We start from the raw sequence: 22,940 nt of genomic DNA, 5'->3' as shown, positions 1-22,940 counted from the left end.
GATTTGACTCCGCTCTGGCTTCGATATTGCATGGCACCATGGGACAGGCGGGCGCTTCAGTATGATGTCGATGTATTATCAGGCTTTTCAGAACCAGATGGATTTGACGGCACCGCTTCGGGCGGGGGCCTCGTCCGCACTCAAATTCCTCAATCTGGTCCCGCAGGGGATGTCGGACCAGGTGGTCGGCCGGCTCTCGGCAGCGCTGGAGCTGATCTCGCGCTCCACCCTCACCTATGACCGGCCGGCCTACGGCATCGACAGCGTGACGGTGGGCAATCGCGAGATCAGCGTCACCGAGGAGATCGCCTATGCGACGCCGTTCGGGTCGCTGCTGCACTTCAAGAAAGAAGGCGTCAGCGAGCAGCCGCGCATGCTGCTGGTGGCGCCGATGTCCGGCCATTTTGCCACGCTGTTGCGCGGCACCGTGAAGACCCTGCTGCAGGACCACGATGTCTACATCACCGACTGGCACAATCCGCGCGACATTCCGCGCAGCGAGGGCCGGTTCGGGCTCGACGATTACACCGAGCATCTGATCGACTTCCTCGGACAGCTCGGCCCGCGCCCGCATATGGTGGCGATCTGCCAGCCGTCGGTCTCGGCGCTCGCGGCCGCCGCGATCATGTGCGAGGGCAACCATCCCTCGCGGCCGGCGACGCTGACGCTGATGGCGGGGCCGATCGACACGCGGATCCAGCCGACCAAGGTCAACGACTTCGCCAAGAGCAAGCCGATCGAGTGGTTCGAGCAGAACCTGATCAACTACGTGCCGGTGCAGTGCCGCGGCGCGCTCCGGAAAGTCTATCCGGGCTTCGTGCAGCTCACCGCCTTCGTCTCGATGAATCTCGAGCGGCACATCAAGCAGCACATGGATCTCGCCAACCACATCGCCAAGGGCGAGAAGGAGAAGGCGGCGACCATCAAGACCTTCTACGACGAATATTTCGCGGTGATGGATCTGCCGGCCGAGTTCTACATCGAGACCGTGCGCGACGTGTTCCAGGAGCATTTGCTGCCGCAGGGCAAGCTGATGCATCGCGGCCGCCCCGTGGACACCAAGGCCGTCAGCCGCATGGGGCTGATGACGGTCGAGGGCGAGAAGGACGACATCTGCTCGATCGGCCAGACGCTCGCCGCGCAGGATCTCTGCACCGGCGTGCGCGCCTATCGCCGCGTCCACCACATGCAGGCCGGCGTCGGCCATTACGGCGTGTTCTCGGGAAAACGCTGGAATAACGAGATCTACCCGCTGCTGCGGGACTTCGTGCACGTGAATTCTTGAGACGGCGGCCGGTCACCTCTGCCAGCACGTGATGACGGGCGCTTCAGCTTGGAAAGATGAGGCACGTCGTTGTACCATGCGCCAGCAGTCGTCCATTGCCGTCGACGACCCGCCCTTCAGCAGTGCCGATACGGCGACCGCAGTTCAGGACCTTGCCTTCAGCCCTTATTCGACCGGTTTCGGGGGTAATCGGTCGCACGAGCGAAATCTTGAACTCAAGCGTCGTCTGGCCGATGCCCTTGTCGAGCATTGACTGAACGGCCAGCCCCATGCAGCTATCCAGCAATGTCGCCGTCAACCCGCCATGCACGGTGCCCGCCGGATTGAGGTGCGCGTCGGTCGGGATCAGCGTGACGACAACACGGCCGCTTTCTGCCTCGGCGACGTCGTAACCCAACGTCTGCGCAATTTTGTTCAGAGGGAGCGTACCGGCCGCAAGCCCGCGGACGAATTCCAGTCCGCTCAACTGCTTTTGCCGTTCTGCGCTCACTGTTCCATAAGTTTTATTGACCATCGCGTTCTTCCTACTTCGTTCAGTCGGACCGAGTCTTCGATGACGACCGCCTTCGGATGGCCAACGGCGGTAGTCCATAAAGTCGCGTGAACGCTGCGTTCAGCCGCCTTGCGTTTGGAAACCCTGCGCGCTCGGCTACGAGCCGTATCGGAAGATCGGTGCCATCGAGAAGACGCTTTGCGCGCCGCACCCGAAGCGAGAGTGCGACCTGCAAGGGCGACGCGTCGAGATACTCGGCAAACAGGCGCGACAGGTGACGCGATCCGATCCCAAGACGCTGCGCAAGTTGGACGACATTACCTCGATCAAGCGCTCCACCCTCGATAAGGGATAGCGCGCGCTCAACGGTCGTCTTGGTCCCCTTCCAGGCAGGGCAAAAGGGAGCCGTTTCCGGGCGGCATCTAAGACAAGGTCTGAAGCCGGCCCGCTCTGCTGCTGCTGCGCTTCGATGGAATGTGACGTTGCGCGCCAACGGCGTTCGCACCCGACATACCGGACGACAATATACGCCCGTTGTCTTGACTGCGACGAAAACTACTCCGTCCCAGGCCGGATCGCGGCGTCTGAAGGCCTCGTATTGAGCGGCGAAGTCGAGCATGGCACGACTATAGCGACTGCGGTCTCGCAAGGCGAATTGAACGCGAAGATCGCGTCCGAAAACGACACTTCACCTGACGATCACTCAGGCAAATCAAGGCGCTCCGCCAAAGCCTTTCAGGCCGACCACTCCTCGCCCCAGACCTGCACGACGTGGCCGGGCGAGACCTCGCGATACTGCCGGATCGGCGGCTGATAATCAGGCGCGCGCACCGGGCTTCTGATCTCGTCGTTGGCGATCTCGCGCTTGCTGCCGCGCCGTGCGGGATCTGGGACCGGAACGGCGGCCATCAGCTTCTTCGTATAGGGATGCTGCGGGTTGCCGAACAATGCCGCGCGCGGGCCGATCTCGACGATCTCGCCGAGATACATCACGGCGACGCGGTGGCTCATGCGCTCGACCACGGCGATGTCGTGAGAAATGAAGAGATAGGCGAGCCCCATGCTGGCCTGAAGGTCGAGCATCAGATTGACGACCTGCGCCTTGACCGAGACGTCGAGCGCCGAGACGGCCTCGTCCGCGACGATCAGTTTCGGCCCAAGCGCGAGCGCACGCGCGATGCAGATGCGCTGGCGCTGGCCGCCGGAGAATTCGTGCGGGAATCGCGAGGCCATGTCGGCGGAAAGACCGACGCGCACCAGGAGATCGGCGACCTTGTCGCGCGCCTGCGACGCCGTGGCGAGGCCATTGGCGAGCAGCGGGGCTGCGATCGCCGTGCCCACCGACATGCGCGGATTGAGGCTCGCGAACGGATCCTGAAACACGATCTGCATGTGCTTGCGGAAGTCGCGCAAGGTGCGACCGGTCATGGCGAGCACGTCATGCCCGTCGATCAGGACGGTGCCGGCATCCGGTTCAGTCAGCTTGAGGATCGAGCGGCCGGTGGTGGACTTGCCGCAGCCGGATTCGCCGACCAGCGCCAGCGTCTCGCCGGCGCGCAAGGTGAAGGAGATGTTTTCGACCGCATGGACGCGGCCGGAAACCTTGCCGAACAGGCCCGAGCGGATCGGGAAACGCGTGGTGAGGTTTGATACTTCCAGCAACGGACGCTCGGCGGTCGAAACCGTATCCGGCGTCTCCGCGGGTTCGTCCGAGGTGCCCGTGACCTTGTCGACAACAGGAAATCGCATCGGCCGCGGACGTCCCTCCATCGAGCCGAGCCGCGGCACAGCAGACAGCAGCGCCCGCGTGTAGGGATGCGAGGGCGCGGCGAAGATGCGCGACGTCGCGTCCGTCTCCACAGCCTGCCCGCCATACATCACCACAGTGCGGTCGGCGATCTCGGCGACAACGCCCATGTCGTGGGTGATGAAGAGGATCGACATCCCCTCCTCCTGCTGAAGCTCCTTCAGCAGTTCCAGGATCTGGGCCTGGATGGTGACGTCGAGCGCCGTGGTCGGCTCGTCCGCGATCAGGAGTTTTGGCTTGCACGCCAGCGCCATCGCGATCATCACGCGCTGGCGCATGCCGCCGGAGAAGCGATGCGGATGCTCGTGGAAGCGCGACTTCGCCGCAGGAATGCGGACGCGGTCGAGCAGGCGGATGGTCTCGGCCTCCGCCGCCGCACGCGACAGACCGCGATGCTGGATCAGCGCTTCCGCGATCTGGAAGCCGATGGTGAGCACCGGATTGAGGCTCGTCATCGGCTCCTGGAAGATCATCGCGACGTCATTGCCGCGAATGTCTTTCATGCTCGTTTCAGGGAGCGTCAGCAGATCGCGGCCGGAGAGCATGATCCGGCCTTCGCTACGGCTACTCTCTCTCGGAATGAGCCGCATGATCGAGAGCGCGGTGACGCTCTTGCCCGAACCGGACTCGCCGACGATCGCGACGGTTTCGCGTGGCGCGATGTCGAACGAGACGTTGCGGACGACCGGGAACCAGTCCCGCTCGCGCAGGAAGGACGTGGTGAGGTCTGAGATCGACAGAACCGGCGCCTGCGCTTCGGCAACGACTTGGTCAGGTCTGGTTGCGCCAGCGCTCATCAGTACCCCCGACGACGGTCAACGAGCCCCGGCAACTCCTCGCCTCGCCCGTGACGCGCGATGACGTCGAGCACGAAATCGACGGCTGTGTCCGGGCTGGTCATGCTCGCATTGTGCGGCGTCAGCAGGATGCGCGGATGGCTCCAGAACGGATGGCCCGCCGGCAGCGGCTCGGGATCGGCGACATCGAGCACTGCACCGGACAGCGCGCCGCTGTCGAGCGCGGCCAGAAAATCAGCCTCGACGAGATGCGGACCACGCCCGGCATTGACGAGCCCCGCCCCGCGCGGCAGGCGCGCGAACAGGTCAGCGTTGAGGATGCCGCGGGTCTCCTCGGTCAGTGGGAGCAGGCAGACGAGAATATCGGCCTGCGCCAGAAATTCTGGCAACGTGTCAGCACCCGCGTAGCAGCTCACGCCTTCGATCTCGCGGGCCGAGCGATTCCAGCCTGACAGCGGAAAGCCGAACGTCTTGAGACGTTCGAGCACCGCCTGGCCGAGCTGGCCGAGCCCCATCACGCCGACGCGCCGACGCTTCGCCGGCGTGATCCGGATCTCGCGCCAGACCTGCTCCTTTTGCTGGGCGATGAAGTGCAGGAGATCGCGATGCAGGCCGAGCACGGCCATGGTGACGTACTCCACCATGGTCTCGGCGATGCCGGGCTCCAGCATCCGCACCAGCGGGATGTGCAGTGGGACTTTCGTCGCATCGAATTGGTCGACGCCGGCGCCGACCGAAAAGACTAGCTCAAGATTGGGAAACGTCGTCGCGATATCGTCGGGCGGCACCCACGCCACGAGATAGCGAACGTCGGAAGGATTACCGATATCAGGCCACAGCCGGAACGGCAGCTGCGGCGCGCGCTCCGCGAAGAAGCGTGCCCATTCCGCACCGCGCACCATGTTGGCCTTGTAGAGAACGCTCATGCCGCCCTCAGAACGGGCTGACCGGCGCGAGCCGCCGGCCGTCGATCATGCGCTTGTGGCTGTAGGGCTCGGGATCGACCAGCGGCGTCGCATTGGTCACGATGTCGGCGGCGAGCTTGCCAGCCGCTGGGCCGATGCCAAAACCGTGGCCGGAGAATCCGGTCGCGAGGAAGAAGCCCGGCAGCGCATCGACCGGCGAGATCACGGGAATCGTATCCGGCGTGCAGTCGATGGTGCCGCCCCAGGCTTCCGCGATCTCGATGTCCTTCAGTTCCGGATTCGCCTTGATTAGCGAGGCGAGCGCGGCATTGACGAGCGACATGTCGGGCGCCGGATCACGCACGCGCTCGGTCTCGAACGGTGACGGCTTGTCGAAGCTCCAGCTGGTGCCGCGCATGATCTGATCAAAGAACGACTTGCCGAACGACATCTTCAGGCCGTTGCGGCGATGCAGATAGGTCGGCCAGAAGGTGCGCGCGTAGCGGAACAGATCGGGCGACAGCTCGACGGTGCCACGGTTGCGCAGCGCCAGCGTGAAACCGCCGTCGAGGCGGCGACGGATGCAATAGAAATCGGTGCCGAGCGCGCCGGAGGTAATCTCCGGCGCCGGCGTGGTGCGGCACGCCGTGGCGTTGACGAGACCGATCGGCAGCTCAATGCCGTGGCGGCGGCAAAACAGCGACGACCATGCGCCGCCCGACAGCAGCACGGCTTGCGTTCTGATGGTGCCCTTCTCGGTGACGACGGCACTGACGCGGCCGCCTGTCGTCTCCAGCCCGCGCGCCGCGCAGCCCTGATGGATGGTGACGCCGTGCTTTCGCGCAGCGATAGCCAGCGCCGGCACGGCCATCGAGGGCTCGGCGCGTCCGTCGCTCGGCGTGTGCAGGCCGCCGACCCAATTGTCGGTATTGCCAGGCACGCGTTCCGCGACTTCGGCCGGGGTCAGCACGGTCGAATGCACCTGCATCTCGCGCGCAACCGCCGCCCAGCGCTCCCAGCTCGCGAGTTCGTCCTTGCTCTTGGTCAGGAACAGCACGCCGGTGCGCCGAAAGCCGGCATCGACGCCGGCGTCGTTCTGCATATCCTCCCACAGACGCAGCGCCTCACGGGCGAGCGGAATCTCCTCGCGCGCGCGGCCCTGCTGGCGGCACCAGCCCCAATTGCGGCTCGACTGCTCGCCGCCGACATGGCCCTTCTCGACCAGCGCAACCGAGAGGCCTTTCTTGGCCAGATGATAGGCCGCGGAGACGCCGATGACACCGCCGCCAATGACGACGACATCCGCCTGCGCCGGCAGGCGTTCGTCGCTGTTTATACGGGTAAGCGGCGGGGACATGGGACACTCCTGGGAAACAGTTCGGGTCGTTTCGTCATGGGATGTTCATGCGCGGGTCGAGCGCGTCACGCAGGCCATCGCCGAGGAAATTGAAGCTGGTCACGGCCAGCGTGATGACGAGGCCCGGCGCGATCGCAAGCCACGGCGCGCTGGTGAGATAGATCTGCGCGTTGTTGAGCATGTTGCCGAGGCTCGCGGCCGGCGGCTGGATGCCGTAGCCGAGATAGCTGAGATAGGATTCCAGCAGGATCGCCTTGGCGACGTTGAGTGTCGCCGCCACCATGATCGGCGCAACGGCATTGGGCACCAGCTCGCGGAACATGATCCGCAGGTTCGACGAGCCGAAGGCGAGCGCGGCCACCGCAAACTCGCGCTCCCGCAGCGAGCGCACCTGGGCCTCGACGACGCGCGCCACCCACATCCAGGCGGTCGTCGCGATCAGCACGGTCGTGGTCACGAAGCCGGGCTCGGTAAGCGCCGCCAGCGCCAGCAGCAGGAAGATGGTCGGAAAGCACAGCACGGCATCGACCAGCCGCATCAGGACCGCGCCGACCACGCCGCCGTAGAAGCCGGCGAAGGCGCCGACGACGATGCCGACCACCATCGCGATCACCATCGCGATGAAGCCGATCGAGAGCGAGACCCGCGCGCCCATCATCAGCCGCGCCAGCACGTCGCGGCCGAGCTCGTCGGTGCCGAGGATGTGCGCGCCTGAGAGCGGCGGCGCGAACCGCTTCATGATGTCGATATAGGTGTCGTCGAATGGCAGAAGATAAGGACCGAACGCCGAGCCCAGCACGAGAACCAGGATGATGACGGCGCCGGCAAGCGCGAGCCGGTGCCGGCAGAAGCGTTGCCAGGCGCCCTGGCTAGGGGTGGGTTGAGCGGTGGACAAGACTGCGGTCGCCATCGCTTCAGCCCACCCGGATGCGCGGATCGACGACGGCATAAAGGATGTCCGCAATCAGCGAGCCGATCAGCACCATGATCGCCGAGAACATCAGGATGCCCATCACCACGGGATAGTCGCGATAGCCGATGGAATCGAGAAACAGCCGGCCCATGCCGGGCCAGGTGAACACCGTCTCGGCCACCAGCGCGCCGCCGAGCAGGGTCGGAAACTGCAGGCCGGCCACCGTGATCATCGGCAGCAGCGCATTGCGCAACGCGTGCACCGTGAGGATGCGCCATTCCGGCATGCCCTTGGCGCGCGCGGTGCGAATGTAATCCTGGTTGATCACCTCGAGCATGGAGGAGCGCATGAAGCGGCCCCACATCGCGGTCTCGACCAGCCCCAGCACGATCGCCGGCGCAATCAGATGATGCAGCAGATCGAGAAAGGAACCGTCGCCGACGGTCTCGCGGTTGCCCGCCGGCAGCCAGCCGAGCGTCACCGAGAACACATAGATGGTGACGAGGCCGAACCAGAAGGTCGGAATCGACAGCGCGATCATCGCCCCGACGGTGGCGAGCGAGTCGAACAGCGAATAGCGCCGGAGCGCACCCGAGATGCCGATCCAGCAGCCGAGCAGCACCGCGATGATGGTCGCGGTGACCATCAGTTCCAGCGTCGCGCCGAGATGCGACGAGATCACCGACAGCACCGCCTCGCCGTCGCGATAAGACTTGCCCCAATCGCCCTTCAGCATCCGGCCGAACCAGTCGAGATACTGGATCGGCAGCGGACGATCGAGCCCGAGCTGTCTGGCGACACGGTCGAGATCCTCATGCGTCATTTGCGAGGAGACCGCGAATTGCGAGAGCGGGCCGCCCGGCGCCAGATGCAAGATGGCGAAGCCGATCGCGGAAACGATCACCAGCAGCATGACCGCCTGCGCCAGGCGATTGAGGACGTAACGGGCCATCTCAGGCGATCCAGCCAGCCTGAGGCATCAGGCCCAGTACCATTCGCGGATGTTCCAGCAATTGGTCGAGGTGTTGATGTTGGGGCGGAAGCCTTGCAGCCCCTCCTTCACGCCCTCGGCAATGAAACCCTGGAACAGCGGCAGGATCGCGAGGTCGTTGCGGATCAGCTTCTGCAAATCGCCATAAGTCGTCTTGCGTTGCGCGAGATCGAATTGCCTGGCGCCTTGCGCGAGCAGCCGATCGGCCTCTGCGCTCTGATACTGATAGGTGTTGTAGCCGCGGCCGCCCTTGGCCTGAATCGCGCCGGATCCGAACCGCGGCGTGACGTCGGGATCGCTGCCCAGCATGAAGTTTACGCCGACGATCACCGAGTTGAACTTCGATAGCTGCCAGAAATCGCCCCAGATCACGGCGGCCGGCATGTTGTTGACGCGCATGGTGGCGCCGATCGCGCGCCAGTCCTGGATCAGCAGCTGCTGGGTCTGCTCGCGCACGGCATTGCCTGAGGTCGTCGAATTGGTGAATTCCAGCTTCACGCCGCCCTTCTCGCGGACGCCGCTGCTGCCGCGCACCCAGCCGGCTGCATCGAGCAGCGCGTTCGCCTTGGTCGGATCGTATTTGTGTTGCGGCAGGCCCTTCTGGAACGACCATGCCTCCTGCGGCACGAAGCTTTCGGTCTGCGTCGGCAGGCCGTAGTTCAGCGCATCGATGATCGCCTGCTTGTTGATGGCAAGATAGAGCGCCTCGCGCACCGTACGATCCGCGAAGGGACCGAACTCCAGATTGGGTGCGATGTGCTCCACTGACGACGTCGACGAGACGAAGATCTTGCGCGCCTTCAGCGTCTTCGCCTCCTGCACGAAGTTAGGCAAAATGCCCTGCAGGCCGGTGTAGTCGACCTGGCCGGTTCGGAATTGCGTGTAGAGAACGGTGAGATCAGGAATGTACTTGAACACCACGCGTTCGACGTAAGGTCCCTTACCGTGATAGCCGGCATAGGCATTGAACAGGATGTGGTCGCCGGGCACGCGCTCGCCCCAGCGGAACGGCCCGGTGCCGACAGGCGCGTTGTGGAACGGCGAGGAATTGGGGTCGGACACCTTTTCGAGGATGTGCTTCGGCACCATGAAGGTGAGCGACAGGATCGACATGTAAGGCGAATACGGGGCTTCCATTCGCCAGTGGATCTCGTCGGGCGCGACGATCGTGATGTCCTTGACCAGACTGTGGCCGACACGGTTGCGGACGCGGAAGTCCGGATTGTTGATCAGATCGAGCGAGAACTTGACGTCATCTGCCGTGAAGGCCGTGCCGTCGTGCCACTTCACGTCCTTGCGCAGCTTGATCTTCCAGGTCAGGCCGTCGGCCGAGAGGCCGCCATTCTCGACGGTCGGCACTTCGCGCGCGAGGTCGGGAACGAACTTGCCGTCGGGATCGATGAACCAGAGCGGCGAGAACACCTGCCACCAGACGCCCTGATCGACCTCGATGCCGGGCATCAAGGGATGAAAGACGGTCGGCTCCTGCGACAGCGCCGCGATCACCTGCCCGCGCGGCTTGTCCGGCGGATTGCTTGGGCGTTCGGTCTGCGCGAAGGCGTTGCCCGAAAGCGTCCATCCCGCTGCGGCGCCGGCGCCGAGCTGGAAGAATTGTCGGCGATTTGGAATGCCGAAATGATGCAGTCCGCCAACGCCGAACTTGCCGGTGCTGTCTGCCATGACCAGTCTCCGTTCCCGCACGCGGCACCTCTCCCGCGCCCCCAAGACCCCGGCAAGGGACAGGAGTGGGCTTTAGTGCTTCTAAATTTTTCGATCAAAAGTTCATCATGACTAAATACAGCTGTCAATCGCCTTGCTAGGATGCGTGACCTTTTCACACCACCGCCGGCCATTCCGGCGGTGAGGGAATGCTTGGGGAGAGCGACATGGATGGTCGCGGCGACACAAACGGTCCGAAGGACGCACCGGCGGTCGAGGCCGGTGATGCGGTCGATGCGCGCCTCGGCGAGACCGTGCGGCTGCTGCGCCAGCGCGCTGGCCTCTCGATCCAGGACGTCGCCAACAAGACCGGCCTCTCCAACGGCATGATCAGCCAGCTCGAACGCGCGCGCGCGATGCCGTCGATTCGCACGCTGCGCCTGCTTTCTATCGCGCTCGAGGTGCCGATCTCCTACTTCTTCGAGACCAGCGATCCCACCGATGTGCAGCGCTACATCGTGCGCAAGAACAACAGGCGGCTACTGCGCCTGACTGCCAGCGGCGTCGTCAAGGAGGCGCTGACGCCGGAAGGCAAGGGCCAGATGGAGCTCTATGAGCTCACGCTCAATCCCGGTGCCTCTTCCGGCACCGACTTCCTGCAGCACACCGGCGAGAAGGCCGGCTACATCCTCTCCGGCAGCCTGCGGCTGTGGCTCGACAACCAGGCCCACGTCCTGGAAGCCGGCGACAGCTTTCGGTTTCCCAGCATCGTGCCGCACATGTTCGACAATCCGACCCAGCAGGCCGCGCGCGTGATCTGGGTCACGACGCTGCGCCAGACCGATCCGCCGGTCGGCTGACGCACGCCCTCGGCCCGATACCGCCGGAAATTGCCCTCGACGCCGCCGCAGGGAGTCTGTAGCTCACACGGAGCCGGACATTGTTTGCGGGCGGACTTGTGAAGGGGGCGCTGGGGCCCCTTGGGGGCCGCGGCTGACGTCGTTGGTGTGAGACCATGAAACTCAGGGGGCTTCTGACATCAGCGATGGCCGCGCAAGCCGTCGTGACCGCATCGGCTCTCCTCGTCTCCCATGCCGTGGCCGGCACCAGCTTCGGCGCTGCCCAGATTGTCGCCCTGCTCGCGAGCGGCGCCGTTGCGATACTGCTCGCGCGCATCTGCGCGCACAGCATCGCCACCTCGCAGGAGAAGCGTATCGCCGCACAACTGGCCGAGCGGGAGCAGGCCCGCATCGACAGTGTGCAGATGACGCAAGCCGTCATCAAGACCGCGCTCGACGCCTTCATTCAGACCGACGAAAGCGGCATCGTGCTGGAATGGAGCCCGCAGGCCGAGGCCCTGACCGGCTGGTCGCGGCCGGAAGCGCTCGGCGCCGATGTCGTCGAGCTGCTCGTCGCCGAGCCGCTGCGATCAGGCTTCAGGCAGCGCATGATGCGGCTGCTGCCGGAATTGTCCGACACGCCGATCGGCATCCGTTTCGAGGCGAACCTCGTTCACCGCAACGGCGACGGGATCCTGATCGAGGCGTCGAGCACCGCGCTCCGCCTCGGCGGCCAGACCATCATCAATGTTTTCGTCAAGGACGTGACGCAGAAGCGCGCAGCCGAGGAGCAGCTGATCCAGTCCCAGAAGATGGAGGCGATCGGCCAGCTCACGGGCGGCATCGCGCACGAATTCAACAACATGCTCACGGTGATCACCGGCACGATCGAGATTCTCGCCGATGCCGTCAAGGACAATCCGCGGCTTGCCACCATCACCAAGCTGATCAGCGAGGCCGCCGATCGCGGCGCCGCACTGACCTCGAGCCTGCTCTCTTTTGCGCGCAAGCAGGCGCTGCAACCAGCCGACATCGACGTCAACGACTTGCTCGAAGAGCTTGCTAAGCTGCTGCTCGCGACCTTCGACAAGAAGATCGAGATCGTGAGGAAGCTCGACGGCAACATCTGGCTGGCCTTCGCCGACCGCGGACAATTGAGCTCGGCGCTGCTCAATCTTGCGATCAACGCCCGCGACGCGATGCCGGAGGGCGGCCGCTTGACCCTGGCGACGCGCAACGTCGTGTTCGGCGTCCGCGAAGCCGTCGCGGTGGGCGCCGGCTATGCCGGCGACTATGTCGAGATCGAAATCTCCGACACCGGCACCGGCATTCCGCAGGCGCATGTCGAACGCATCTTCGATCCGTTCTTCTCGACCAAGGAGGTCGGCAAGGGCACCGGCCTCGGGCTCAGCATGGTGTTCGGCTTCGTCAAGCAGTCGGGTGGCGGCATCAAGGTGAAATCGGAAGAGGGCCGCGGCACGACCTTCACGATCTATCTGCCGAAGGCCGAGAGCAGCACGCTTCGTCCCACCGGCTACGATTCGCGCAAGATCGTCGGCGGGACGGAGACGATTCTCTGCGTCGAGGACGACCGCGACGTCCGCCAATACGTCACGGTGCAGCTGATGAGTCTCGGGTACAAGGTCGTACCGGCCGCCAACGCGACCGAGGCGCTCGCGATCGCGGCGAACGGCACGCCCTTCGACCTGCTGTTCACCGATATCGTGATGCCCGGCGGCATCAATGGCCGCGAGCTCGCCGACCGGATGGTGGCTGCACGCCCCTCGCTCCGGGTCCTGTTCACCTCGGGCTATGCGAACGACCCCCAGCACGCGCCGGGAGGTGCCACCATGGGCGCGCCACTGCTGGCGAAGCCCTACCGCAAGGCCGAGCTTGCACGCATGCTGCGCCGCTCGCTCGACACCGCCGTCGATGCCGCGGGCGATGCGATCCCGACGCCCTATTCGGTGCAGGCCGAGCTCGAAGGCTTCTTGCGCAAGCAATCGTCCGACGACGACACGCCCCGATCGCGTCGATGAGCTTTTTTCGGCGCCCTCAGCTCATCCGCCGCCGCAGAGTCGCCGACGGCGTCTCGCCGAATTTCTCGCGATAAGCTCCAGCCATGCGGCCGAGATGGGTGAAGCCGAGATCGAAGGCGATGTCGGTGATCGAGACGCCGGACGCGGCCTGCGCGAGTCGGGCGTGGAGACCGGCAAGGCGCATATCGAGCAGCATCTCCGAGATCGACACGCCGAAGTGCCGGCGGAAACCGAGCTGAAGCGCGCGGATACCGATGCCGGACGCGCAGGCGAGCCGCGAAAGGTCGAGCGGCTCACCGGCATTGTCCGCAAGATAGTCTCGCGCAGCGCGAAGTGCGCGCGGCAGACGTTCGGCCTGCCCCGAGAACGTCCTGATCGCATCCGACAGGCCGTGCCGCTGGCCATTGAGCAGATGATCGAGCAACACCTCGCGCCAGCCGGCCGTCACGACCGGCGACATCCGGCCTGACGGCCCGAGACGCTCGGCGAGCAGCATCAGCTCGGCAAGACTGGCTTGCAGGTGGCGGCCCGACGGCGCGTTCAGGTCGATCACGGGATCGAACTCGACCGCGCCGGCCGCCCTGCCCGACAGCGCCGCGGCGCGCTGCTCGACCATGCGACGGTCGAGCAGCAATATCGCTTGCGCGCAGTCGCGCCACATCATCTGCGTCGGGATGGTCGGCGACAGCAGCGATGCGGTCCTGGCAGGCGCAGCATCGAATCTGCCTGCCCCCGCACAAATATGGGCGGAGCCCGTGAGCGGGATCTGCACCAGGAAGAACCGGTCGAGGCAGCCGGGATCGATGCTGACAGTCCCGCCATAGGCAACGTAGTTGATGGAGAAGCCGTCGAAAGCTGCGCAATTGTGCCGGGCCGAAAATCCGGACGCGCGGGCCTCTGCCGGCTTGAGATCGTGCGGACAAAAAATGCGGCCGATCTGCTCGGCCGCTTCGTCGACATCATCAGTGGTCACGCGAGCGAAGTCCGCAAGCCGTTCGGCGGCTGGCGGTCCTGCGCTCATTTCCTGCACGGCTCCGGACATCGTCGACCACGCTTCGCGGAATTGCTTTAAGCCTATAATAGTTCCCTGAATGCGGAAAGGGCCGTGTCGCAAAATCGTCGTGCTGCATGGCAACAGGCGCGCCGGATTCGTTTAGCGGATAGACAGACGACCATCGCGGGCCGAAGCTCCATCCTCGCCGGTATCCAACAGGAGGCGAGCCATGACTGCACTCGAAAAGGGCATTACTGCAAACGGCACAGGCTACGGCGGCAAGACCTGGAACATCCTTGGGCAGGTCTACTTCCCCAAAGCCGTCACCGACTCCACCTTCGCGTTCGAGACCAACAGCGATCCCGGCCAGTTCGTGCCGGTGCATATCCATCCGACCCAGGACGAGTTCATCCTGGTGCAGGAAGGCACGCTCGACCTGAAGCTCGATGGCGTCTGGGTCAAGGCCCATGCCGGTGATCTCGTGCGCATGCCGCGCGGCATCCCGCACGGCTATTTCAACAAATCCGACAAGCCGTGCCGCGCGCTGTTCTGGGTCTCGCCGATGCAGAAGCTGGAGGCGCTGTTCAACCAGCTCCACAATCTGACCGACCCTGCCGAAGTCGTACGCATCTCGGCGCTGCACGAGGTCGATTTCCTGCCGCCCGAGGCCAACGACTAGGCGACCGCCTCCTCGTCCAATTTCATCTGCTTGCAGCTCGGCCGACCGCGCCTTGCGGCTGAACGAGACCGCTTGCGCGCGAAACACATTGATAGCGAGCCACCCCATGGTCAGCCCCAAGCATGTCTGCGTGATCGGCGCCGGCGTCTCCGGCCTCGCCACCGCCAAGGCGTTCTCCGCCCGCGGTCACCGCGTCACCATTGTCGAGCGCAGCGCCGATCTCGGCGGCGTCTGGGAGCCGGCGCGCTCCTATCCGGAGGTGCAGACGCAAAGCCCGAAGGATCTCTACCGCTACACCGACCGCGCCATGCCTGATACCTATCCGGAATGGCCGACCGGGCCGCAAGTCCACGCCTATCTCGCCGACTACGCGAAAAGCTTCGGCCTCGACCGCATGCTGCGTCTCAACACCGCGGTTGCCGGCATGGCGCGGCGCGCCGACGGCAGGCCGGGCTGGACGCTCACACTATTAGGCACGGACGGCGCGACCGCGAGCGAGGATTTCGATTTCGTCGCCGTATGCACCGGGCAGTTCAACGAGCCGCGCGAGCTGCATTGCCGCGGCGAAGGCAGCTTCCTGGATCAGGGCGGGCAGATCCTGCACTCGTCGAAATACGGCGATCCATCACTGGCAAAAGGCCGCCGCGTCGTCGTGCTCGGAGGATCGAAGTCGGCGACCGACATCGCCGTCAACGCGGTGAAGTCAGGCGCGCGCGAGGTCACCATCGTGATGCGCGAGCCGGTCTGGCGCATTCCCTATTTCATCGGCGGGCTCGTGAACTTCAAGCGCATCCTCTACATCCGCGCGCAGGAGGAGATGTTTCCGGGCTGGGGCATCGGCACGATGTCGCGGCTCGCGTATCGCCTCGCCGCGCCCCTGATCTGGGCCAACTGGCGCGGGCTCGAGAGCCTGCTGAAGGCGCAGCTGAAGCTCAAAACGTGCAAGATGGTGCCGAAGGAGCGGATCGAGGACGGCGTCAATTGCTCGGTGCCGATCGCAACGCCGGGCTTCTACCCGATGGTCGCCGACGGCCGCATCAAGGCCGTATTCGGCAGCTTCGACCACTACGAGGGCGACAGCATCGTGATGAGCGGCGGCGAACGTGTGGGCGCCGACGTCGCGGTGCTCGCGATCGGCTACAAGCTCGACGTGCCCTTCCTCCCCGAGGCCTATCAGCAAAAGCTTGTCGATGCGGACGGGCAGTACCGGCTCTACCGTCTGATCGCGAATCCCGACCTGCCCGATCTTGGCTTCGTCGGCTTCAACTCGTCATTCTGCACCGTGCTCTGCGCCGATCTCGCCGCGAACTGGCTGGTGCGCTATGCCGACGGCCAACTGGCGCGGCAGCCGACGGAGCGAGAGATGCGCGACAACATCGAGATGATGCTGCACTTCAAGCGCGTGGAGCGGCCCGCCGCCGGCGTTTATGGGGGCCTGTGCGTCGCGCCCTATCATTTCCGCCATTTCGACGAGCTGCTGGCCGACATCGGCGCAAAGACCCGGAAGCGCGGCGGGCCCGCCGGACACTTCCTGCCGCCCGACGCCGATGCCTATGCCAAATTCCTGGCGTCAGCGCCGGAGTACCAGGCCGCGGGCTAGTTGGTGATGCGGGCCTCCTGGACCGCATGATTGAACATCGCGTTCAACGCCGCCGTGATGTCGGCCGGCGTGTTCGCGGTGTAGAAGAAGCCCGGCGAGGCGCAGTTCTGCAGGCTCGCCGGAATGTTCGGGATGTTCCAGTTGGCGTAATCGTCCTCATCGCCGGCGAAGGACGTGTTGACCGGGTTGATCGGCTGATAGGGAATGTACAGCACGGACACGATGATGCCGCGGTTCTTCAGCGGCGTGCAGGACGTGGCCGGATCAATCGTCGTGGCATGGTTGCTGCCCGACCAGGAACCGTTGGGAACGCCCTTGACCTGCGGATCCTGCGCACCGTCGGTGACGAGGAAAACGTAGGGCAGCGTGTTGTTCCAGGCGCTGCCGTCACCCACGGTGGTGATCAGCGTGTTCACGCTCGACAGCGCGGTGTCGATATGCGTGCCGCCCGAACCGAGGCTCGCGTTCATGTTGGTATCGAGCAGCGTCGCCAGATTGGCCGCGGCATAATTGATTGTCGACGGATTGGTCGTCGAGCCGTTGATGCTGCTGGTCAACGGGAAATACGAATAGAGATAGCGGATGAAAGGATAAAGGCCGATGCGGAACTGGTTCGCCACCTTCGCGGTGTTGTTCGCCGTGACGAACAACTGGTTCACCGCATAACCGACCGCGTCCAGCCGCAGCTGAATGCAGGAATCGGTCCCGTCGGTCGGACAGTTCGCCGCCGTCGCGAGATTTGAGTAGAGCGAATTCGGCAGCCCGGAGACGATCGAGGACGGCAGCTGGACGCCCATGGGATTGCTGGCCTTCGGGCTGAGCAGACCCTTGTAGCCGCTCTGGCTGACGCGCGAGATCGCATAGCCGAGGCAGTAATTGTTGGTCGGGTAGCCCTGCGTGCCGGAGTCCGTGCAGGCGCTGTTCTGCGGCGAGAAGTGGCAGGCCAGCGTGCAGCCGGTCGGATATTGCCGGTAGTTGTCGGGATTGATCGACTGCATGCGCTGCGCTTCCGCGGTGGTTGACGGCAGGCCCATCGAGCCCGAGACATCCAGCGTCAGATAGAAATCGAGATACAGCGGCAGTGTCGTGGACGAGGACGAACTGCCCGTCACGGTGAGCGTCCTGTAGCCCAGCAGCTGCATGAAGGTGACTGGAACATCGGCGCTGAACTGCACGTTCGAGGCAAGCTTGTTTCCGGTCTTGGTCACCGTGCTCGTCTTGGTCAGATTGGTGTAGCTGCCGGCAAATCCCGAAGCGTTTCCACTGAAGATGTTGTTCGCTTCCGTGACGCCTGCTGTAACCGATCCGTTCGACGTCATCGACATCGCCGCGTTGTAACCGGCCGAGTTCACCGAGATCGAGGCCACGCTCGCCGAATCCGCCGCGCCCTGCAGCTTGGCCTTGATGCGCGTTGCCATGCTGTAGTCGATGGCGCACCCGGTCCCCGTGATGATCGGCACCAGCGCGATCGCAAACAAGACGGCGACATTGGCATTGGGGTCGCGTTTCAGTCGCGAGACGAGCCGGCCGATGCGATGGACGATTCCCATATCTGGCATTGCCAAGCCTTCTCGAAGGTGCGCTGAGAGAAATGTCTGAAAGGAGCGACAAGGACAAAGAGACGAAACAGGTGCCGGGAAGCAACGCGCGGCAGCAAAGACGAAGAATTTCGCGCAGGAACAGCCGCCTCGCCCCTCGGCAGGACAGCGCATTGTGCCGATCCGGCACTACCGAATCGTAAAGACGCCCAGTGAAAAGCGGGGCGACCTCGTCAGCCTGCTTTAAGCCGAAGACGGGCTCGTCCGTCCTTTTACGGCCCCTTTGGATCCGGCTGCCCCCAATCTGGCCCCTCGCCAGCCTGCACCATTGATGCTTACGATCGCAACAGCTGCCGAATCGGCGGCCCAGGAACCCGCGATGCAACCTCGATGTTATGCCGCCGCCGCAGTGCTGGCCCTGTTCCTTTCAATGCCCGCGTCGGCACAGGGCGGGCTCACGCCGACGCAATCCGAAGCGCAAGCGGCCTACGATCGCGCGCTCGGCGAATTCAAATCGATCCTCGCCGAGCGGCGCCGGCAGATCGAGGCGAAGCAGCCGCTGCCGAACCTGCCGGGCCAGGCCCTCTATCTCGCCCGCGTCGCCGTCATCAGCACGTACAAGGACCTCACCGACGCCATGCCGTCGCGGATCGGCAAGCCGAACAAGTTCGGGATTCCGCCGGCCTATTTCGATGCCGCGATCGAGCCGCTGGTGGACGAATACGCAGACATCTTCGAGATCATGGAGGCGCCGCCCGCGAGCGCTCAGGACTCAGCCACGCCGTTCAAGGACGTCGTCGATCTCGGCGCCGCGATTGCGCGCGCCAAAGGGCTTGGACCCGACGACGCCGCCGCCGCGGGCCGCATCAGCCTGGGGCTGTTCTATGCCGAGACCAACGGCAAGCAGAACGTCCGCAATGCGCGTTCGAACACCTATATGGGCAGCCTGCAGACCGGCCCGTCCGAGGACCGCAACGGCCAGCGCAAATGGGAGGCGATCAAGGGCAAGATCGCAGCCGTCGATCCCGCGCTCAGTGCGCGCGACGACAAGGAAGAGGCGCGATCGCGCGGCACCGACCGCCGCTTCAACCACTGGACCAATGTGCGCGACGGCCTCATGAACGCGCATGCGGAGTTGTTTGCCGAGATCCCCGCGATCGTGAAGACGCTGCCCGATCCGATCGAGCAGATGAAGCTGTTCGAGCTGGTCCAGATCATCCCGACGCCGACGCGGTCCGCGCTGGGTTCGGGCGAGCTGTTGAACTACAGGGTGTCCAATCCCACCATCATGAAGCACCTGCGCAACAACAGCATCTTCGCCTTCGGCAAGTCCGACCGGGCACGAAGCTCGGCCAGCTTCCGCGAAATCCTCGGCGCGATGTGGTTGTTCAAGCGGAAGTTCGACAAGGCGATGGCGAAATACGCGGAGATCAATCAGCGCTAGTTCTCAACCTTGTAGCCGTCGGTCAACGTCTTCAGGAAGGCGATGATGTCGGCCATGTCCTGGTCCGTCATCGCCGGCTTGTCGCCCAGATGGCGATCGAAGGGCGGATCCGCGACGTCCACATTGGCGTGATATTTCTGCGGCAGGTCGTCGTATTTCTGCACCGTGCCGTCGGCGGCGCGCGGAAACACCTTCTCAGGATTGGTGTCGCGGAAATTGTAGAAATCGAGCACCTGCTCGAGGGTTTTGAAAACGCCGTTATGGAAGAAGGCGCGACGCGTCGCGGTGTTGCGCAGCGTCGGCGTCAGGAACATGCCGCAATATTGCGTCTGCTCGGGCATGTCGGTGCGATGCGGGCCGCAGATGCCAAGATCGAAATGGTTCGGATCGCTGTTGCCGGCAAGCGCAACGTTCCGCGGCGCGCCGAGCGCCTCATACTGATGATCGGTAAAAAGCGGCGGCAGGCCGTCGCGCGACGGCGCCGAAGTATGACAGCCGGCGCAATTGGCCTTGTCGGGATCGTTGAACAATTGCAGGCCGCGCAGCTCGCTCTCGGAGAGCCGCGCCTTGCCCTCGAGCCAATGATCATACTTGCTGCTGTAGGGATGGAAGGTCTGCTCTTCCACCTGGTAGCGCGCGACCGCGAACATCGCCTCCGCAATCAGCAGCCGCTGATTCCTCATCACGCCGGCGCCGAACAATTCGACGAAGCGCTGGGCGTAAGGCGCGCTGCGCAGCTTGTTGGCCACGATCTCGGCGCTGCCGCCGTCCATCTCGTTGGGATCGAGCAGAGGGAACAGCGCCTGCTCCTGCAACGTGTCGGCGCGACCGTCCCAGAACAGGCCGCCTTGCGGCACGATGTTCGCTGACGCGCCGGTGCCGCCCGCAGTCTTGGTCGTGCGCACGGCCTGCTGGCCGAGCGCGGCCATCTGCGCGAGATCCATGACGTTGTCGTCGTCGTCCTTTTCCGGACCGATGCTGAAATTCGGGTGGCGCTCCAGATAGGTCAGCGACGGAACGGCGCGTGCGCCTTGCCGCGACAGGTTGGCGCCGCCGAGCATCACCGGCCCATCGTTCGGCGGACCGTAGGCGTGATCCGGGCTGTGGCAGGATGCGCAAGACAGCGCACCCGATGACGACAACGACGAATCGAAGAAGATCGCCTTGCCGAGCTGCGCCATCGCCGAGAGCGGCTCGACCGGCGGGCGGTAGAGATGAACCGGATTCGGGTTGACGCCCGACGGGGTCGCCTCGGCCAGTCCCTGCGTCTCGACCGCAAAGACAGCGCCGGCCAGCGAGAGCAGGCCGGCGCCGAGGAGCCACAAAGTGCGGCTGTGCATCATGACGTCCTGTCGGACTTAGTGGTGGCCGTCCGGCGGGCTGACGATGACCGTGCCGGCAGTCGGGTCGAGGAACAGCGCGTTGTTGCGGTCGTGGTCGTGACCGTCATGATCCCGATCGAAGTCGAACAGATCCATGATCGATCCCGAGGTCGCGTCGAACGAGCCGCCGCCGAGACGCTTGCCGTGCAGCCAGTTGTCCTCGATGAACCGCACCACGGAAGCCTGCGAGATGTAGGTGCTGCTCACATGATTGGTCTTGGCAAAGGGCGAGACCACGATGAAGGGAATGCGCGTACCCGGGCCGCAGCGGCCGTTCACCGGCTTGCCGTTGAGGCCGTTCGGTGCCGGTTGCTGGCTGGCGCCGAGGCCGCACTGGCCCGGACCGTTGACCTGGTCGGCGGTCGGATCATACGAGGCGCTCTTCGGGGCGAGGTACTGGTGGTCGTACCAGCCGTCGGAGTCGTCGTAGGTGATGATGACGGCGGTCTCGCGCCATTCCGGCTGCTTCTGCAGGAAGTTGAGCAACTCGACAGTACCGACCTGCTCGTCGAGCGGGTCGGAGTAGCCAGCATGACCGTCCTGGAAGGCAGACAGCTTGACATAGGAGACGGCCGGGAGATGGCCCGCCTTCACCGCCGCGTAGAAGTCCTCGAGATCGTAATTGTGGTTGGCCGGATCGAGGGTCTTGTGGTCATCCGCATAGGTGTGACCGATTGCATGCACCGAGCTCGGTCGCGCATGGGTCCAATTGGCAGTCGAGGTGTAGTACTGGAACCAGGCGTGATGCGGGATGTAGTCCGCGGTCGCAGCGCCCACGACGGTCGACAAGGTGCTACGCGCGCAACCCGTCGTGCCGTTGGCGTTCTTGATCGTCAGATCGAAGCCGCCCATGAAGCTGCCCCAGCTGATGTGCTCTTCATTGAGCAGGTCGCCGATGTTCTTGCCGTTCATCAGGAGCGTCGCAAATGCCGGGTTCGTGGTCGAGCACACGTCATTGCCCGGATCTGTGTCGCCAATCAGGGTTAGGCCACCCTGAGTGTCCGGAACGGTCTGCGTCGATGTGCCGAGGACGTTCACGGCGCCATTGGTCTGACCCGCGACAAGCTCGAGCGCGCCCGGCGTCGACGGACCGAAGGTGTCGGTCCAGGCGTTGTCGCTCATAGCGAAGTGCTGGGCGTAATTCCAGAGCGCGGTGACGGTATTGCCGTCGAAATAGCCCATCACCTGACCGTTGGTGCCGAAGGCTCCGACGCCGCCGGCGGTGCCGCGGCCGGTGAATTTCGGGAACAGGTCGTCCTTGCCGTTGTCGACGGCTTGCTGCTCGGGCTTGTAAGCGTGGTTCTGCGAGCGCGTGTTGGCCTGGGTGCGGTCGAGGCGGAACGGGTCCGTCGCGCCGGTGCCGTTGGCCGCATTGTTGTTCGGGTTATTCGTCAACAAATTGGCGTTGGCGAGGTTGTTGACCTTCGGCGTATGCGGCTTCGGCACGAACGGGATCGAGCCCGAGGGATTGCCGGCATTCGGATAGGTCGCGAAATAATGGTCGAACGAGCGGTTCTCGTTGAAGACGATCACGAGATGCTTGATCGGCGTCTCGGTATGAATGTGGTGCGGATGGCGATGATCGCCATCGTGATCGCGATCGAAGTCCTCGGCGAACACCGGAACACTGCACGCAAGTGTCGTCGCGGCTGCGAACATCGCAGCCGTCGTCAAGAATTTGGTTTTCATCTTGTTTGCCCCGAAGGAGTGACGGCGGGACCCTAGCGATCACCGGTGACAACGCTGTGTCAGTTTGACGCAAGAGAAATTTCGCGCAGTTGTTGGGACAAACAATTTTACAGACGCGACTGAGCAAGACGTCGCCGCTTGTTACCGACCCGTCGCAAAAATTTCATTCGCGATCGAGATGTCGTCGGCCAAGGGCTATTCTATTCGATCCGGATAGCGACGTCCTTCATCGCGTGATTATCGAAAGCCTAGCGCAGGGTGACGTTCGTCGCTGCGGCGAGAACAAACCCGACAAAGATCGACCAGAGACGCGTTGGCATGTCGCCCAACCCCTTCTTTCGGTCGCTCATTTCCGTCACACGGCCTTTGGCACAATTCTGGTCGATCGTGCGCTCGGTGAAAGGCGATTTTGTCATGCCAAAACTGTCAATGGCCACGCCGCTCTTTGTCGTGCAAGGAGCGCGACTGCCATGGCTATGGTGTTCCAAGGCCGGGCATTTGTTGCTAGCCTGCCGCACCGACAGACAGC

At 64.1% G+C, this 22,940-nt stretch carries 19 protein-coding genes; 6 read left to right on the top strand and 13 right to left on the bottom strand.

Annotation, left to right across the window (positions count from 1 at the left end):
• The first annotated feature begins 61 nt into the window (after positions 1 to 61).
• Positions 62 to 1,285: a polyhydroxyalkanoate depolymerase gene (gene phaZ / locus M2427_RS03050; RefSeq protein WP_280704639.1), complete on the top strand. Its 1,224-nt coding sequence runs from the start codon at positions 62 to 64 to the stop codon at positions 1,283 to 1,285.
• 43 nt (positions 1,286 to 1,328) lie between these two features.
• Here the strand turns inward: phaZ and M2427_RS03045 are convergent, their stop codons facing one another.
• From M2427_RS03045 to M2427_RS03010, 8 genes are all read right to left on the bottom strand, one after another.
• Positions 1,329 to 1,799 (bottom strand): PaaI family thioesterase, encoded by a 471-nt coding sequence (locus M2427_RS03045; RefSeq protein WP_280704638.1) that lies wholly within the window; start codon positions 1,797 to 1,799, stop codon positions 1,329 to 1,331.
• A gap of 19 nt (positions 1,800 to 1,818) precedes the next feature.
• On the bottom strand, positions 1,819 to 2,397 hold the full coding sequence (locus M2427_RS03040; RefSeq protein WP_280704637.1) for an Ada metal-binding domain-containing protein: 579 nt from the start codon (positions 2,395 to 2,397) through the stop codon (positions 1,819 to 1,821).
• A gap of 116 nt (positions 2,398 to 2,513) precedes the next feature.
• On the bottom strand, positions 2,514 to 4,382 hold the full coding sequence (locus tag M2427_RS03035) for an ABC transporter ATP-binding protein (RefSeq protein WP_280704636.1): 1,869 nt from the start codon (positions 4,380 to 4,382) through the stop codon (positions 2,514 to 2,516).
• Positions 4,382 to 5,308: a glyoxylate/hydroxypyruvate reductase A gene (locus M2427_RS03030; protein WP_280704635.1), complete on the bottom strand. Its 927-nt coding sequence runs from the start codon at positions 5,306 to 5,308 to the stop codon at positions 4,382 to 4,384. Before M2427_RS03030 ends, M2427_RS03035 begins: the two co-directional genes overlap by 1 nt.
• A 7-nt stretch (positions 5,309 to 5,315) precedes the next feature.
• On the bottom strand, positions 5,316 to 6,644 hold the full coding sequence (locus tag M2427_RS03025) for an FAD-binding oxidoreductase (RefSeq protein WP_280704634.1): 1,329 nt from the start codon (positions 6,642 to 6,644) through the stop codon (positions 5,316 to 5,318).
• Between the two features lie 34 nt (positions 6,645 to 6,678).
• Positions 6,679 to 7,554 (bottom strand): ABC transporter permease, encoded by an 876-nt coding sequence (locus M2427_RS03020; RefSeq protein ID WP_280704633.1) that lies wholly within the window; start codon positions 7,552 to 7,554, stop codon positions 6,679 to 6,681.
• Positions 7,555 to 7,558: 4 nt separating this feature from the next.
• Positions 7,559 to 8,509 carry an ABC transporter permease gene (locus M2427_RS03015; protein ID WP_280704632.1) on the bottom strand — a complete coding sequence of 317 codons (951 nt, stop codon included), beginning with the start codon at positions 8,507 to 8,509 and terminating at the stop codon, positions 7,559 to 7,561.
• 27 nt (positions 8,510 to 8,536) lie between these two features.
• Positions 8,537 to 10,228: a peptide ABC transporter substrate-binding protein gene (locus tag M2427_RS03010; RefSeq protein WP_280704631.1), complete on the bottom strand. Its 1,692-nt coding sequence runs from the start codon at positions 10,226 to 10,228 to the stop codon at positions 8,537 to 8,539.
• 206 nt (positions 10,229 to 10,434) lie between these two features.
• Here M2427_RS03010 and M2427_RS03005 point away from each other — a divergent pair, with 206 nt between their 5' ends.
• Together M2427_RS03005 and M2427_RS03000 are read left to right on the top strand one after the other, a co-directional pair.
• Entirely contained in the window at positions 10,435 to 11,067 is a 633-nt protein-coding gene (locus tag M2427_RS03005; protein ID WP_280704630.1) for an XRE family transcriptional regulator, read from the top strand.
• Between the two features lie 155 nt (positions 11,068 to 11,222).
• Positions 11,223 to 13,085 carry an ATP-binding protein gene (locus M2427_RS03000; protein ID WP_280704629.1) on the top strand — a complete coding sequence of 621 codons (1,863 nt, stop codon included), beginning with the start codon at positions 11,223 to 11,225 and terminating at the stop codon, positions 13,083 to 13,085.
• A 16-nt stretch (positions 13,086 to 13,101) separates the two neighbouring features.
• On the opposite strand, the gene M2427_RS02995 is transcribed toward M2427_RS03000, so the two are convergent.
• Positions 13,102 to 14,127 carry an AraC family transcriptional regulator gene (locus M2427_RS02995; RefSeq protein WP_280704628.1) on the bottom strand — a complete coding sequence of 342 codons (1,026 nt, stop codon included), beginning with the start codon at positions 14,125 to 14,127 and terminating at the stop codon, positions 13,102 to 13,104.
• A 181-nt stretch (positions 14,128 to 14,308) separates the two neighbouring features.
• On the opposite strand from M2427_RS02995, the gene M2427_RS02990 reads away from it, so the two are divergent.
• Together M2427_RS02990 and M2427_RS02985 are read left to right on the top strand one after the other, a co-directional pair.
• Positions 14,309 to 14,758 (top strand): cupin domain-containing protein, encoded by a 450-nt coding sequence (locus M2427_RS02990; protein WP_194479904.1) that lies wholly within the window; start codon positions 14,309 to 14,311, stop codon positions 14,756 to 14,758.
• Between the two features lie 106 nt (positions 14,759 to 14,864).
• On the top strand, positions 14,865 to 16,358 hold the full coding sequence (locus tag M2427_RS02985; RefSeq protein ID WP_280704627.1) for an NAD(P)/FAD-dependent oxidoreductase: 1,494 nt from the start codon (positions 14,865 to 14,867) through the stop codon (positions 16,356 to 16,358).
• Here the strand turns inward: M2427_RS02985 and M2427_RS02980 are convergent.
• The gene (locus M2427_RS02980; RefSeq protein WP_280704705.1) at positions 16,355 to 17,908 is read right to left on the bottom strand and encodes a TadE/TadG family type IV pilus assembly protein; all 1,554 of its coding nucleotides are present in this window, start codon (positions 17,906 to 17,908) and stop codon (positions 16,355 to 16,357) included. The genes M2427_RS02985 and M2427_RS02980 overlap by 4 nt on opposite strands.
• 367 nt (positions 17,909 to 18,275) lie before the next feature.
• Between M2427_RS02980 and M2427_RS02975 the strand changes: the two genes are divergently transcribed.
• Positions 18,276 to 19,340 (top strand): hypothetical protein, encoded by a 1,065-nt coding sequence (locus M2427_RS02975; protein ID WP_280704626.1) that lies wholly within the window; start codon positions 18,276 to 18,278, stop codon positions 19,338 to 19,340.
• Here M2427_RS02975 and M2427_RS02970 read toward each other — a convergent pair.
• The 3 genes from M2427_RS02970 to M2427_RS02960 all read right to left on the bottom strand — a co-directional run bounded on the left by M2427_RS02970 (position 19,337) and on the right by M2427_RS02960 (position 22,848).
• Positions 19,337 to 20,680 (bottom strand): cytochrome c peroxidase, encoded by a 1,344-nt coding sequence (locus tag M2427_RS02970; protein ID WP_280704624.1) that lies wholly within the window; start codon positions 20,678 to 20,680, stop codon positions 19,337 to 19,339. The genes M2427_RS02975 and M2427_RS02970 overlap by 4 nt on opposite strands.
• A gap of 18 nt (positions 20,681 to 20,698) precedes the next feature.
• A complete protein-coding gene (locus M2427_RS02965; RefSeq protein WP_280704623.1) occupies positions 20,699 to 22,411 on the bottom strand; it encodes an alkaline phosphatase family protein in 1,713 nt (570 codons plus the stop codon).
• Positions 22,412 to 22,659: 248 nt separating this feature from the next.
• A complete protein-coding gene (locus tag M2427_RS02960; RefSeq protein WP_280704622.1) occupies positions 22,660 to 22,848 on the bottom strand; it encodes a hypothetical protein in 189 nt (62 codons plus the stop codon).
• Positions 22,849 to 22,940 lie beyond the last annotated feature (92 nt).

The organism is Bradyrhizobium sp. BR13661, assembly GCF_029892425.1.
Taxonomy (GTDB): Bacteria; Pseudomonadota; Alphaproteobacteria; order Rhizobiales; family Xanthobacteraceae; genus Bradyrhizobium.
Note: the sequence above shows the minus strand (reverse complement) of the source record. Positions and strands in the feature narration are given on the sequence as shown.

Bases quoted from the DNA above. Each gene is read 5' to 3' on its own strand.
- phaZ (WP_280704639.1), top strand. From the start codon at position 62: ATGATGTCGATGTATTATCAGGCTTTTCAGAACCAGATGGATTTGACG.
- M2427_RS03045 (WP_280704638.1), bottom strand. From the start codon at position 1,799: ATGGTCAATAAAACTTATGGAACAGTGAGCGCAGAACGGCAAAAGCAG.
- M2427_RS03040 (WP_280704637.1), bottom strand. From the start codon at position 2,397: ATGCTCGACTTCGCCGCTCAATACGAGGCCTTCAGACGCCGCGATCCG.
- M2427_RS03035 (WP_280704636.1), bottom strand. From the start codon at position 4,382: ATGAGCGCTGGCGCAACCAGACCTGACCAAGTCGTTGCCGAAGCGCAG.
- M2427_RS03030 (WP_280704635.1), bottom strand. From the start codon at position 5,308: ATGAGCGTTCTCTACAAGGCCAACATGGTGCGCGGTGCGGAATGGGCA.
- M2427_RS03025 (WP_280704634.1), bottom strand. From the start codon at position 6,644: ATGTCCCCGCCGCTTACCCGTATAAACAGCGACGAACGCCTGCCGGCG.
- M2427_RS03020 (WP_280704633.1), bottom strand. From the start codon at position 7,554: ATGGCGACCGCAGTCTTGTCCACCGCTCAACCCACCCCTAGCCAGGGC.
- M2427_RS03015 (WP_280704632.1), bottom strand. From the start codon at position 8,509: ATGGCCCGTTACGTCCTCAATCGCCTGGCGCAGGCGGTCATGCTGCTG.
- M2427_RS03010 (WP_280704631.1), bottom strand. From the start codon at position 10,228: ATGGCAGACAGCACCGGCAAGTTCGGCGTTGGCGGACTGCATCATTTC.
- M2427_RS03005 (WP_280704630.1), top strand. From the start codon at position 10,435: ATGGATGGTCGCGGCGACACAAACGGTCCGAAGGACGCACCGGCGGTC.
- M2427_RS03000 (WP_280704629.1), top strand. From the start codon at position 11,223: ATGAAACTCAGGGGGCTTCTGACATCAGCGATGGCCGCGCAAGCCGTC.
- M2427_RS02995 (WP_280704628.1), bottom strand. From the start codon at position 14,127: ATGTCCGGAGCCGTGCAGGAAATGAGCGCAGGACCGCCAGCCGCCGAA.
- M2427_RS02990 (WP_194479904.1), top strand. From the start codon at position 14,309: ATGACTGCACTCGAAAAGGGCATTACTGCAAACGGCACAGGCTACGGC.
- M2427_RS02985 (WP_280704627.1), top strand. From the start codon at position 14,865: ATGGTCAGCCCCAAGCATGTCTGCGTGATCGGCGCCGGCGTCTCCGGC.
- M2427_RS02980 (WP_280704705.1), bottom strand. From the start codon at position 17,908: ATGGGAATCGTCCATCGCATCGGCCGGCTCGTCTCGCGACTGAAACGC.
- M2427_RS02975 (WP_280704626.1), top strand. From the start codon at position 18,276: ATGCAACCTCGATGTTATGCCGCCGCCGCAGTGCTGGCCCTGTTCCTT.
- M2427_RS02970 (WP_280704624.1), bottom strand. From the start codon at position 20,680: ATGCACAGCCGCACTTTGTGGCTCCTCGGCGCCGGCCTGCTCTCGCTG.
- M2427_RS02965 (WP_280704623.1), bottom strand. From the start codon at position 22,411: ATGAAAACCAAATTCTTGACGACGGCTGCGATGTTCGCAGCCGCGACG.